This window comes from Desulfovibrio sp. MES5 (genome assembly GCF_002237645.1).
Classification (GTDB): domain Bacteria; phylum Desulfobacterota; class Desulfovibrionia; order Desulfovibrionales; family Desulfovibrionaceae; genus Desulfovibrio.
This window is the reverse complement of the sequence record NZ_MJUZ01000040.1, coordinates 1-12,716: the sequence shown is the minus strand read 5'-3', so window position 1 is coordinate 12,716 and position 12,716 is coordinate 1. Positions and strand designations below refer to the sequence as shown.

Sequence of the window (12,716 nt, the reverse complement as noted above, 5' to 3'; positions counted from 1 at the left end):
AGCACATGAAGTGCAGGGGGAGTGGTGTGGAAAGAGGTGGTTGTATCTGCCCTGTACACAGATTATTTCGGTTCCCATAGTTTCCCCCTCTGTTTCTCAAAGTCATAATCTTCGTGCCACAAGATGTGGGCCATGCGGGCCATAAGCAGCGCATAGTCTTCCCCGAAGCCAGCTTTTTCATAAGCCGCCACAACCACAGGCCACATATCCTTGATGGTCTTGGGAACATCCTTCAGAGCCTTTGCCGCTGTGGCAGGGCCAAACTTGGGGCAGCCGGGGTAGCCGTCAGTTGCATCCCCCATGAGGGCCTGCATCATGAACCAGTAGTCAGCATCTTCAACGCTGATTTCGTGGACGCCCTCTTCAGGGTGCCCCAGGTTGAAGAACTTGCCGGGGATGGAGCGGAGGTCTTTGTCGATGGAAACGATGATGGTTTCATGGTTACGCTTCGGGTGGGTGGCGAGGATACCCATGACATCATCAGCTTCCAGCCTGGGGAACAGAGTAGCCCCTTCAGCTTTTATGAAGTGTTCCCTCAAGAACTTCAGGGCCACAGGCCGGGGCTTCCCGGCACGGTTGCTCTTGTACTGAGGAAAGATAGCCCTGCGGAAGTTGTTACCACCTTCATCAGAGAAGCAGAGCAGGTAGCGGTCTACCCCCAAGGTATCCAGAATAAAGCCAAGCTTGTAGTTAAAAGCGCCAATGGCATCCGTAAGGCTGCACATTGGAAAGCAGGAATCTTCTTCAAAGCAGATGGTCTTTTCAGCACCGGCGCAGGCTTGGTAAGCCAACACATCGGCATCAATGAGCAAGAGAGGTTTGGTCATTGGGTAACTCCTTGAGAAATACAAGATGACCTTTCAACTTGCCTTCCTCATTAGCTTTGATAATGCTTATGGTGTCTTCCTTTGAATACGACACAAGACAAGAAGGGGCGTTAGCTGCACCTCCTTGTTCTCCTGTTACATAATGAAACCGGAGCCTCCCTTTAAAGAAGAAGACGGCATCTGCTTTCTCCCAGATAGTTGAATGAAACCCTATCGTTTCTGTTCTGGCGAATATCAGGGCAATACCTTTGCCGTGTTCAGCGAGACGCGCCAGCCATTTAAACGTCTCCTTGCCATAAGGAGGGTTTAACCAGACCCTCCCAACCCAAGGCGCGTTCAGACCACCATCTCCCGAAGCCGTATAATGCTCACAGGCCGTGTCCCAAGGACGAAACCGAGGCGCACAGGGGTCTAAATGAAAAGGGCCAAGCGCATGGATAATCTCTGGGGGAGTCAGCCATTCGTCATTATTTGCTTTGTTAGTGTTGAAGTTTTTAGACTTGGCGGCGGCTTCTTTTTGCAGGAAGTAATCCACAAAGGAGAAAGAGTCTTGTTCTTCAGGCATCCTTATCCCCTGCGCTCCCTGCAAACTTGAACAGCTCAGGGCAGTTCACATTCCTATAAAGATACAGGCAGAAATCCTGCCACTGCGGCAGCTTGTGCTTGCTACGCTGGCTATAGATGTTCCGCAGAACAGCATAGTTGCATGTGACGATGCGCCGTTGAAGGAAGGACATGGGCAGGTTGTTCAGCAAAACGTGGAAATACCCCTCTTGGCGCAGGCGTTCCAGATACTCAAGCAGATGGAGCCATATGGGGTCTTCAAAGCTGTCCTGCGTCAAAGGCTTTTTCAAGAGCGTGTGCATCTTGGATTCTGACTGCGCCACAGTGCCGATTTTGTATGTGTCAAATTCCGACCACCAATAAAGCGGGGCATTGATGTCCAATATCACTACGATGGAGCGCAAGAACTTGTCGTGCCCCAGGCCAAGACCGGCCAGTTTTTCAGCACGGTTAAACATGGCGGCCCGCACATCCAGATCAAGTGGCGTTGTGAGATTGGCTGTTTTACCGAAAGACAGACCAAGGCCAAGCAGTGCCTCATTAAGGCCGTATTCATTGAGGATACGGACGTTCATACGTTATGCCCCTTCCTCTATGGATGTGACCTCAGCAAGAGAGGTTTCAATCCCGCTGCCGATGCGGCTTCTCATTTGGTCAAGAACTTCAGAAACACGGCGGCTGCAAAACACACAGTTTTTATCGAACCAGCCGGTTATTTCCCAAAGGCTGTAGACACCGTTGCCGTCTTTGGTGATTTTAAGTTTCACTTTTATATCTCCATTTTTTGTTTGAAAGAACGAAGACCCCGGCCTCCCTCCAAGCAGAAGGAGAAACCGGGGCCATAATTTAAGATGCCTTTGTGCCTTCAGACTTAGGCGTTGAAGTTCACAATCACCGCACCTCCATCACCGAAGGAATAGGTGAAGGCTTCACGGCCTGCCCAAGTGGGCAGACCTTCAGGCAGGTTGCGGGCAGACAGCACGAGCTGACCGGCACCGGCAAAGCCAGGGCGCTTGCCCAGCACACGGGCACCGGTGGCACCTTCAGCGGCGGGCATAATGCAGAGGCGCTGGGTATCGGCGTCAAAGCCGCAGAGCACACGGGTGCCGACCTTGACGGTCACATCTTCGCGGCCCAGGAAGGCAGGCGAAAAGACAACCACAAGGTTATCTTCCTTGTCATAGCTCATGGAAACTTCGGGATGCTGGCGGGCGGGCATGGAACGGGTAACGGGGATCAGAGAGAACTGGTCATTCATGGTGGTATATTCCTTGGTGAGTTTTGGTTAATGTGTTTCAGCCCAACTTTTGCCTATCTTGTATTCACCAGTGGTAGGACAGCGCATGCCAAAATGTCGGCCTGCAATCTCTATGGCTTCAACAAAGAGTTGCCCAAGGACATCAGCTTTATCCCTTGGGCATTGCATCTGGGCTTCGTCATGGACGTGTAGAACTTGGGTATAGTCCACCCCCAGCTTCCACCCATAGCGGAGTTCCGCTTCGTGGTGGCAGACGATGGTGGCGAACTTAACAAGCACGGCACCAGCGGATTGCAGCAGTGTGTTCAGTGCGGAGTGCGCGGAACGGACGTGTAGCTTTCGCTTGTCGATACCGTAGAGGTAGGGGCGCTGCTTGACGGCGTTTTGAACGTCATCAATCAATGCTTTGATAGCAGGGATGGCCGTAAAGAACTTGGCCTTCAGCCTCTTGCCTATCTGTACCTGACGGGCGGGGGAGGCAGTGGGAGCCACGATGGAGCCAAGCTTTTGGTCGCCAGCTCCGTAGAGGAAGGCGTAGATGAACGTCTTGGCGTTGTCTCTGGTTTCCAGCCCCGCCGCCTTTTGGTTGGCCGTGTGGATGTCACCTTCCAGCAACACCTTGGCGTACCTGCCGCCGTCATAGCGCCCCATGAAGGACGCCAGCATGCGCAGCTCAAGGCCAGAAGCGTCTGCCCCTACCTGAACCCAATCGGGTTTGGAGGGGTCTGCGATAAACAGGCTGCGGCATTGGGTGCCGTAGGTGCCATGTGCCGGAATTTGGGCAAGGTTTGGGCTGTTGTGAGTACACCGTCCGGTCACTGCCCCACAGGTAATGACACGGCCATGTATACGGCCAGCTCTGTCCACCAGACGGAGCCACCCAGCTTTGCCTTCAGAGAGCATCCCAATGATTTTGGTGATCTCAAGGTATTCACTCAGCGGCTTGCACTCTGGAAAGTCGAGAGATGCGAGCACATCCCCATCAACCTTAGGCTTGCCTGTTTCCGTAAATTCGGAGGGCTGCCAGCCATGTAGTTCAATGAGGCGATCTGCAATCATCTCCCGGCTATTCGGGTTGAACTCAATGACGTGCTTCTTGATGAAGGGGGTTCCCTTCACATACCCTCTGGTCTTGTTATTGACCTTGGGGATGAAGACTTCTTCCTCAATCTTTGGTGGGAACACCGAGCGGAGTTGCGTCTTGAGTTCTTCCCTGTTTGCACAGAGGTCAGTGTAGAGGTGCATGGCTGCCTTTTCATCGAAAGGCACACCAACCTGTTCCTGATTGAAGATGATAGATTGGAAGTCATGCTCAATGGCAAGAGCTTCAGGACTATACTGCTGGTCGAGGATTAGCTGATACAGCTTGAACAGGACAGCAACGTCCTGCTCACAGTATGTCTGCATTTCCTGAGACCAGTGCGCCCATGCGTTTTCAGTGGTCTTGCCGTAGTCACCTTTGTATTCCCCAAGCCTGTAGCCCCATGCCTCAAGGCTGTGTTTGCCACAGAGCTTTGCCGGAAAGGCAGCACCTGTGAGCTTCTTCCGTTTGGCCTGAGAACGCAGACGGTCAAAGTCCAGGTCTTTCAGGTTAGTCCAGATAAGCCGGGAGGCGGTGAGGGTATCAAACAGGCGTGGGAGGGAGACGCTGGAGTGCAGCTTGGCAAGGGCAGGTTTGTCAAAGCATAGGCCGTTGTGCGCCACAAGCAGAGGCGCATTGGCAAGCAGTTCTAGCCCTTCAGCTATTCTGTCTGGGCCAAAGGAATACAGCTTGCCGCTGGGATATTCTATGGCGCATATGCAATGCACCACAGAGGTTGTATCAAGTAGTCCGTCAGTTTCTATGTCAAAGAGCAGGGCCGGTGTTTCGGGCGTGGGTATCCATGAGTAATCAAACCCTGAATAAGGGTCACGATTCAGCGACACCACTGCCATTGTGGTCATATCCTTGTTTCATAATGAGTTGGCCCTTGTTGTAGAGTTTGGTAAGAAGCTTCTGTCCCTCCTCAAGAACGTGGATGGTGCAATTACCGGTTGTACTGTTGAACTTTTCTTCAAAGTGGGTGTTGCGATACTTGGCGTAAACGCGATAGACCCCGCCGCCCACAGAGCGGTAGAGCACCCCGCAGTTCAGGAGGCTTTCTTTGACTTTCAGCAGGTTCACACCATGCAGGCGGCGGCAGAAGACATTGAGCGTCAGGCAGCGGTCAGCCACCACGGCGTCATAGACTTCAGCCTTGGGAGAGGCCAGGGCAAGCTGCTGTTGCGCCAGGGCTTTGGCCTTGTATTGTTCAGCCCAGGCGATAGCGGCAGCGGCGGGGTCAGTGAAGTCAGGGAGAGCGGGGGAAGCCCGGTTGGTAAGCTCCGCTTCCATGCGGTTGAACTCCGCAATGTAGGCTTCCTTCAGGGCCATTGCCTTGGCCCCGGTGTAACCCATTGCCAAGATCATGAAGCCGTCACGGGTGAGACGGTACATGGGAAGGGAGCGGCCAATTGGGTCGATATATTCATTGGCACCAAAATTGGCGGCAATGAAACTCTTTGAAACCGACAGGTTACGAATGTCTCTCAGAACTTTGTCGTGTTCTTTCCCGAAAGCCTCCGCCACCTGAAGGCTGGTCACGGTGGGCTTGCCCTCATGGACAGCCACCTGAACCGCAGGCAAATTGTTGGTCATATTTAGAACTCCTGTTCTGTGTTACTTTTTTCTTCGTTCGTGCTATCTGACCCAAAGCCAAACTCTTCCCCATCAGCGGGGAGCAGGCGTCCGGTGTCGCTGCCATAGGCCACGCTACCGGCTGGCCCTACTTCACCAATGGGCCGGTTCTTCAGAACACGGATAGAGGAGATGTTGGGGGTATCCCCCTGCTGGTCACGCTCAAGGGCAATGACCACATCACTCACCTGTTCCAGAGAACCAGAGCCACGCAGATCAGTAAGGCTTACCTGTCGGCCTTCGTTGAAGCTTTTGCCTTTGTCGGGGCGTTTGAGATGCACCACGGCCAGCACCATGACCCCCGTTTCCTCAATGAGGGAGCGGAGCTTGGTCATGAGCTTGTCGATGGTTTTTCTTTCGGACTCGCCACCGGATTCATCCAGCGCCGAAACCACAATGGAGATGTGGTCAAGGACAATCACCTTGCAGCCCAGGCCCACCACCATGTAGCGGAGCTTGGCAAGCAGGGTGTCAATGTCAGATGACCCGAAGTGATCATAAGCGTACCACTTGTCATCCCCGGTCACGGCGTCAAAGGCAGCCCGCAGTTCATCTTCCGGCAAAGCCCTGTGGACTTCCGGCAGATGCAGAGGTTTATTGATGTGGATGCCGAGATAGCGGCGCAGGTTGCGCTCTGTGGATTCCTCCAGAGCCATAACGCCAAGAGGAAGGCCGTGGGCCATCTTGAGATGATAGGCAATCTCATTGACGATGGTGCTTTTGCCAATGCCTGAGCCAGCCGTGAAGAGGTAGAGTTCGCCACAGCGCAGCCCATGCAGGCGCTCATTCAGCAGAGGATATGGAATGTCATACCCCGTGGGGGGAGTCTTCCGAATCTTGTCCCACAGGTCTTTGCCAGACACGATGCCATCAGGACGGTACGGGCGGGCCTCCCAAAGGGCGTTAAGGAGCGCCTTGGATTTGCTTTCCTTGAGACAGTCGTTTGCATCCTTCTCAGGAAGCACAGCGACCTTGGCTTTGCCGGGGGAAAGCAGCAAAGCGCATTCCTGCGCCGCAGCCTGACCCGGTTCATCCATGTCAAAAGCAAAGACAACTTCATCAAACGTCTCAAGCCATTCCAGGGATGCCCTGATTGCCTTGACCGCATGGTTGGCCCCATTAGGCAGACTGACCACCGGCCACTTGTTATCCTGCAACATGGAGATGGTGAGGCAGTCGATTTCCCCTTCGGTAACGACCACCTTGCGGCCACCGCTACGCCAGAGGTGCTGCCCGAAAAGGACAGCCTTCTTCATGTCGCCTCTCCACTTGAAGTCTTTACCTTCCATGCGGATATGCTGGGCTACAAGGTTTCCCTTGGCGTCATGGTAGTTCGCTACATGGCACCATTCGCGTTTCTTGCCGAACCTTCCGATGCCATAGTTGAACTTCTTACAGGTTTCTCCATCAATACCCCGTGCTTTCAGAGGCACTATCTCGAAGTCTATAGGTTCAAATGATGGCTTCTCTTTCGGCTCTGCGGCTTGGTGCGTTTCCCCGTCAGGGGCTTGGTAGAAGCCACAGGCGTTGCAGTACCCATGCCCATCAGAATAACGGGCAAGATTGTTGCCTGAAGCATCATCCCCTTTGGCCCGACAGGCGGGGCAGGGTTCATGCTGAACAAAGGTAGAGTCAGAATTGAGGTGCTGCATCCGTTACCTCCCTAGTAGGAAACGAAGGCATCAAATGCGGCCCTCTGTTGTTTGCTGGGTTTGTGCTCAAGCCAATCAGCAGGAATGGCTGGCCCCTTGCAGCAAGGAAAGCCGTGCTGTTTGGCCCACGCCTCATGGGTCATGGTCTTGGTGACTTTGGCGGTGAGGCTCATGAAGATCAGCCGGATGTCCAGATCGGGAAACTGTGATTTGACCAGAAGCATCTTGTCACGGTCTGCCTTGGTGAATCTGCCTTTGGCCTCAATCATGATGGCCTGCGCGGGCAATGCCCAATCAGGCGTGTAGCGCCGCTGCACAGACACCTTGTAAGGGATATGCACCGCCTCATACCGTGCGCTGCCTTCAGGCAGACCGGCGTGGATGTCGGCCTCAAACTGGCTGCGGAAGCCGGTGTTGCGCCTCAGGCTGGCCCAGCGTTTGTACTGCGTTGTGCGGTAGCCGCCGCTGGAGATTCCAGACATGGCTAGAACGGCACGTCATCAGCGCTAGAGGCTTCAGAGGGGAACGCAGGGCCGAGATCATCTTCGTCATTGGCCTTGCGGTTGAAGCTCTGCTCTTCAGACAAGGAAGAGGCCATGAAGCCGTCTTCGTCTTCTTCAGCGGCAAAGCCGTAATCAGAGGCAGAGCGTTCACCAGCGGCGTTCAGCTTGAGAATCTGCACGGCGTTCAGGTAGAAGGAGACGCCCGCCTTGCCGGTGCCACTGACAAAGTAAGGCGAGGCTGTGAAGCTCACACGGACAGTGGAGCCAAAACCGGGTTCGTCCTTCAGTTTGACCGGAGCCTGCATGGAGTCGAACACAGGCACCTTGCGCTGACGGGTCTGGCCGGTCTTGGAGTCTTTGTAGATGGCCTTGGTCTTGAAGCGGAACAGGATGTTGCCGGTGGGTTCTTCGGTTTCACGGTCATATTCGACAGTGCCGGGTTCAACCCAAGTCGGTTCCTTGAGCTTCTTGCGGTTGGCAACGGTAAGCTCATTGAAGGCTTTCTGCATATTTGCTTTGCCTTCCTCAATCTCCTCAGCAAGCGAGCTCTTCAGCTTGTCAGCATCAGCTTCGTCCAGCCGCAGGGAGATGGTGTAGGAGCCATCTTCATCAGGGAACTCCTTGGTGCCATAGTCAGGAGCCACCAGATGCACGAAGAGCGCTTCCCCTTTGGGGGTCGTATGGCTCTTGCGCTTTTTCTTTTCTTCTTTGTTGTTAGCCATTGATGATTTCCTTGTTGATGTAATCAGCAGTAGCGGCGAACTCAGGCCGCTTGCCTTCAGCGTCATTCATGCAGTTGCGGGCGTAGGTCATCATGTCGGTGACAGAGATGCCGGACTGCTCCGCAGCCAGCAGGAAGGCGCAAGCCAATCCCATGAGGCGCGGGCCTTGCTTGGGGTTCTCCTGAATGGCGTTTGCTACGGCCATGCAGCATTGAGCTGCTTCGCGCACTGAGCAGTTGCCTATGAGGTCACGCAGCCGAGGGGCCAGGGATGAAAGAACAAGAGGGTCAAGGTAATTCGGGGTAGACATATGGATGGGCGGGCCTCCTGTGGGTTAAAGGAATAGAAGGTAAATAGAAGGTGAAGCATTGAGGGTGCTTCTTCCGATAGGTGCAACCTAATTCCAACATGCTGAAATAAAATGAAAAATCCCCAAGCCTGCCTGAAGCGAAGCCTGGGGATTTTTACACTAAAAGATTTTTTGTTTATGCGAAGAAAAACATGGACTTAGTTACATCATTGACATCTAGCTCCCCAAAAGAGGGAACCACAGGAAGAGTGTCCATTTTTTGCCTTACTTCTGTGGAAACAGCCGCCATAACCTCCCTGCTCCACAGCTCAAGCATATTATCCTTGCCACCAAACAATTCCACAAAGGTTGAGCGCAGCAGTCCTGCTAACTTTTCACTGTCAGCGGCCAGGGTGCCATAGCTGTCATGAATCATAGCGAACCGGTCTATGCCCCCATCAAGGCAGTGGCTCACAGTCCTCATAAGAGCTGCTGCGTCAAGGCTGTGGACATAGTTCGGGGAGATTGCTGATTTTTGTTTGGATTTCGCAAGCTTCGATTCCACCTCACTACTCAGAGTCAGATAAATCACCGAGTCCCCTATCTTCGTTTTTACCCGCTGCCCTTTCTGCTCCCGATAAAACTGCTGTACATAAAAACCAACCGGAGTTGTCCACCGTGCGGGGAGGTCTGCCTTGTTCAGCACTCCTGCGGTGTCCTGAAGAAAGGACATGGCTTCTCTGGCTTTGATGACGGTGGCTCCAATAGCTTCCCATACAAAGGTTGCGAGGAAGCGCGCTACGCCTCGCAATGTATGCCCAGCAGGCACCTCCAGAGGAACGTCACCATATACCTGATCCTTCAGCCATTCCTCAGTATATTCACGGCAGCTATCAAAGGTGCCTCCGTAGGGGAGCACCATAACCTGCCGCTTGGTCATCTTTCGGTTGATGTTCAAGGTCAGCAGCCAGCGGGAGCAAATCACCTCATTATATAGAGGTATGTCGGAATCCCTGGCGCATACGTTGGCTGACTCTTCATCTCCAGCAGCACGGGACTCAAGCATGGCCTTCACCTTGTCAGCCACAATCCCGTAGATGTCCTGCGGCTTCTCACTTGGCAAAAGATTTACCGCAGCACCACCGATTTCATCCCTCAGGATAAGCGAGAAAATCTGAAGCCCGTTGCAGGTTCCATCCATAGCCACAGGCAGACGGGACACAAAATCAAGACCCTCTTTGAGGTATCCCGCCCATTCAAAGCAGAACGCCAGGAACCCCCACGGGTCGTCAGCCTTCTGCCACCATGTCACAGAGTAAGGGGCGTCGGCTACAGCCTTGATTTTGTCTTGATTCTGCAACACCCATGAGTAACGGTCATCAAGACTCACCTTGTCATTGCCCCATGTATTGCTCCCGTGAATGGCAAGCCATTTTACAGCGGCCATATTTCCCAAGGGCTTGCCTTTTGCGAAACACAGAAGAGCCTTAGCAAGGTGAGTCCCTTGTGGAGTGAGATATGCAGGCACAGCATAGATACGACCCCGAAAGTCAAGCTGGTAAGGATAGTAGAAGGCTTCTTCATCCTTATACCGACTTGCTAGATTCAAGGTTTTGGCAATGCCCAGGCGGCGGGACATGCAGGATATGTTCTTTTCTCGGACAACAGCAGCCGCCCGCTTCCATTTCTTCAGCTCTTCTTCTGATAGGGTGTCAAGGCAAGTGTGAGGCACACGGGCTGAAGCGCTGTCTGTAATGTCTGCTCCACAAACCGGGCATATAGGGAGCCTGTAGCCATCACGGGGAGGCATGTCAGCAACACCACCATCAGTGTAGTCCCAGAGATGCTGGGCTACTGCATAGACAGGAATATTGATGGCCCATGCTGTGTCCTGCAAGGCGTTTATGGCTGTGAGGACATCAGGCATTTCCCCACTTTCAATTTTTTTGTCCAGTAGATTAAGGTAGCTGCGGTCTGTCGTCTTCACCAGAGACAACGGGCGCATCTCCCTGAAATAATAGCCGCCACCGGAAGCCCCTTCCCAAGGTTTAGGTGGAACCACCGTAGGCATGTAATCAGGGTACATGATGGAAGCTTTGTCTAGATGGCGCTCAATCCATTCCATCAGATTTGAGGAAGCAACAAGACGATAAGGAGTGTGTTCATTGCTATAGTCATTATAAATAGAAAAGAAGCCAGTGCTTTCAGTGGCAAGGTCTATTAACTTCTGACCTAAATGCAGGCATTTAACTTCCGGCCAAGGCTCAAAGTCAACGGTCTCTGACTTACCAAAAGCGTAGCGCAAGACTGTGCTTCTATACTGCTTTGATTTATGCCCTTGGATGTAGCGCTGAGTTATATTGTACCTATCCTTATCCTTTTCTTTCAAGTTTGTTAGCCGTTGCTCTGCTTCTATTTCGCGCCCTACGGAAACAGCAACATACTGAAGCAGTGGGCCACGGGTGAGCCTATCAATAGCCGTCCTCAGCGTGATGAACGCCACCACATCAGAATCCATGCCTTCCAGCAGCCCCACAGCCATATGCCTACGCCCAGCGCCTCCGCTTTTGGCTTTAGCCATAAAATCATCAATAGCTTTAGCCAGAGGTTCAATGCCACGCTTGAGCAGCATCTTACCGTAGCTGGTGCCTCCTTCATTTTTCTGTTCTCTCAGGCGGTTGACGTTGGCAAAGAAGCGATCCCGCCCACGGTTGAACATTTCTTCTTCAAGGGACAATTCTCTTTCAATTAGCTCTTGATTAATATGATGGGCGCAAGTGTTGACAGTCATTTTTCGTTACTCCTTAGCTGATGATTAGTTTTTAGGGCGCAAAAAAGCCCCCTTGGCAGAATGCAAGGCCACCAAGGGGGCTAAAGAAGCCAAAGACTAGCAGGGTGTTACCTGTTAGATTACAGAATCAAGGCTTATTCCCTTGACCCCTGTGATGAAGGTGCTTAACTTATGTCTAGCATGACTATCCTCTGCGGGATGTTTTAACGAGGAGTGCTGTTAGCTTCAAGCTAATTATGTAAGCTTAAAGTTGATGTTTTTCAGCGGCTTGGTTCTAACAAACTGAAATAGTCGTCGAATTTTATTGGAGGTGAGGAATGCCAGATTCAAAAGGCGCTAAAGAACGCATGGAAGAGCGAAATGATTTTGAAGCACAGTTCAGACGTGTGCTTGAGGCTGCTGGGGTTAAGACGGATGCTGATTTAGCTCGCATACTGGACATACAACCTCCTTCAATCGCAGGTGCAAAGAAGAGGGGGAGTATTCCGAAGGCATGGCTCGAAAAAATATCTGCTATGTTCGGTGTTTCTATAGATTGGTTGGTTCATGGCGACCACCGCTTTGAAACTAGACTTGGTAAATTGAAGCTGGGGCAACCCCTCGAAAGACTTCCGGTAGAGAAGAAGGCAGCGAATCATGTCCCGGTGTTATCTGACAATGGTACAGATGTTGACATGATGTTCATTCCGTTGGTAGAAGCGAGACTTTCAGCCGGGACGGGGAGCCTTGAGACCAGCGCAGACGGAGAACGAAAATACGCCTTCCGCTCCGATTTTTTGCACAGGAAGGGCACCCCAAGCAAAATGGTATTAATGCGCGTCTCTGGTGACAGTATGGAGCCGGAAATTAAACACGGGGATGTGGTCTTGCTTGACCAAGGAAAAACCACTATTCTCCCTGGTCGTATGTACGCAGTAGGGATTGAAGAAGCAATTTACGTCAAGCAAATTGACACAATCCCAGGTAAGCTTATTTTGAAAAGCATGAACCCGGCCTATTCCCCAATTGAGGTGGATATGCGGGGCGATCTTGCGGAACAAGCACGAGTGATAGGACAAATTCTTTGGGTTGGACGTGAATACCGTTAAGAATTTAGAATAACCCAAAAGAATCTCTAGATATTTCTGGCTTAATAAAAAATAGGAACATGCCATTCTGGTTGCATTTTTGGGTTGCAGGTGCTTCCTTGGTTGCAGCAACCGTATGACTATTTCTGTTGATATATTTGATAGATAGAGAAACTGCTGAATCTTAGAATCCAGCACCTTAGGTATGGGGGTTCAAGTCCCCCCTCTCGCACCATCACGTCCACCCATAAAAGGAGCCCCTCGTGGAATATAGCGCTGAAGATATCTCGCCGGTAAGAAAAAAGGTCGTCATCACCACGGAACCCC

At 52.3% G+C, this 12,716-nt stretch carries 13 protein-coding genes; 1 reads left to right on the top strand and 12 read right to left on the bottom strand.

All coding sequences use genetic code 11. The annotated features are described in order from the left end of the window. Positions 1-62: 62 nt before the first annotated feature. The 12 genes from BCS36_RS10420 to BCS36_RS10365 all read right to left on the bottom strand — a co-directional run bounded on the left by BCS36_RS10420 (position 63) and on the right by BCS36_RS10365 (position 11,322). Positions 63-827, bottom strand: a complete 765-nt coding sequence (locus BCS36_RS10420; protein ID WP_291302828.1) for a hypothetical protein — start codon at positions 825-827, stop codon at positions 63-65. Next, positions 802-1,392 carry a DNA N-6-adenine-methyltransferase gene (locus tag BCS36_RS10415; RefSeq protein ID WP_291302827.1) on the bottom strand — a complete coding sequence of 197 codons (591 nt, stop codon included), beginning with the start codon at positions 1,390-1,392 and terminating at the stop codon, positions 802-804. Before BCS36_RS10415 ends, BCS36_RS10420 begins: the two co-directional genes overlap by 26 nt. After that, positions 1,385-1,966 carry a hypothetical protein gene (locus tag BCS36_RS10410; protein ID WP_291302826.1) on the bottom strand — a complete coding sequence of 194 codons (582 nt, stop codon included), beginning with the start codon at positions 1,964-1,966 and terminating at the stop codon, positions 1,385-1,387. The genes BCS36_RS10415 and BCS36_RS10410 overlap by 8 nt, the downstream gene beginning before the upstream one ends. 3 nt (positions 1,967-1,969) lie before the next feature. Next, complete coding sequence (locus BCS36_RS10405; RefSeq protein WP_291302825.1) at positions 1,970-2,158, bottom strand: hypothetical protein; 189 nt, start codon at positions 2,156-2,158, stop codon at positions 1,970-1,972. A gap of 104 nt (positions 2,159-2,262) precedes the next feature. Further along, the gene (locus tag BCS36_RS10400; RefSeq protein ID WP_291302824.1) at positions 2,263-2,649 is read right to left on the bottom strand and encodes a hypothetical protein; all 387 of its coding nucleotides are present in this window, start codon (positions 2,647-2,649) and stop codon (positions 2,263-2,265) included. Positions 2,650-2,676: 27 nt separating this feature from the next. Beyond that, positions 2,677-4,593, bottom strand: a complete 1,917-nt coding sequence (locus BCS36_RS10395) for a DNA polymerase (RefSeq protein ID WP_291302823.1) — start codon at positions 4,591-4,593, stop codon at positions 2,677-2,679. Then, on the bottom strand, positions 4,559-5,326 hold the full coding sequence (locus BCS36_RS10390; RefSeq protein ID WP_291302822.1) for a Rha family transcriptional regulator: 768 nt from the start codon (positions 5,324-5,326) through the stop codon (positions 4,559-4,561). Before BCS36_RS10390 ends, BCS36_RS10395 begins: the two co-directional genes overlap by 35 nt. 2 nt (positions 5,327-5,328) lie before the next feature. Then, a complete protein-coding gene (locus BCS36_RS10385) occupies positions 5,329-6,798 on the bottom strand; it encodes a DnaB-like helicase C-terminal domain-containing protein (RefSeq protein ID WP_291302821.1) in 1,470 nt (489 codons plus the stop codon). Positions 6,799-7,028: 230 nt separating this feature from the next. Continuing rightward, a complete protein-coding gene (locus BCS36_RS10380; protein ID WP_291302820.1) occupies positions 7,029-7,499 on the bottom strand; it encodes an endonuclease in 471 nt (156 codons plus the stop codon). Positions 7,500-7,501: 2 nt separating this feature from the next. After that, positions 7,502-8,242: a hypothetical protein gene (locus BCS36_RS10375; protein WP_291302819.1), complete on the bottom strand. Its 741-nt coding sequence runs from the start codon at positions 8,240-8,242 to the stop codon at positions 7,502-7,504. Next, positions 8,235-8,552: a hypothetical protein gene (locus tag BCS36_RS10370; RefSeq protein WP_291302818.1), complete on the bottom strand. Its 318-nt coding sequence runs from the start codon at positions 8,550-8,552 to the stop codon at positions 8,235-8,237. Before BCS36_RS10370 ends, BCS36_RS10375 begins: the two co-directional genes overlap by 8 nt. A gap of 175 nt (positions 8,553-8,727) precedes the next feature. Beyond that, positions 8,728-11,322, bottom strand: a complete 2,595-nt coding sequence (locus BCS36_RS10365; protein ID WP_291302817.1) for a DNA-directed RNA polymerase — start codon at positions 11,320-11,322, stop codon at positions 8,728-8,730. Positions 11,323-11,639: 317 nt separating this feature from the next. Between BCS36_RS10365 and BCS36_RS10360 the strand changes: the two genes are divergently transcribed. Next, on the top strand, positions 11,640-12,410 hold the full coding sequence (locus tag BCS36_RS10360) for a S24 family peptidase (protein ID WP_291302816.1): 771 nt from the start codon (positions 11,640-11,642) through the stop codon (positions 12,408-12,410). The last annotated feature ends 306 nt before the right edge of the window (positions 12,411-12,716 follow it).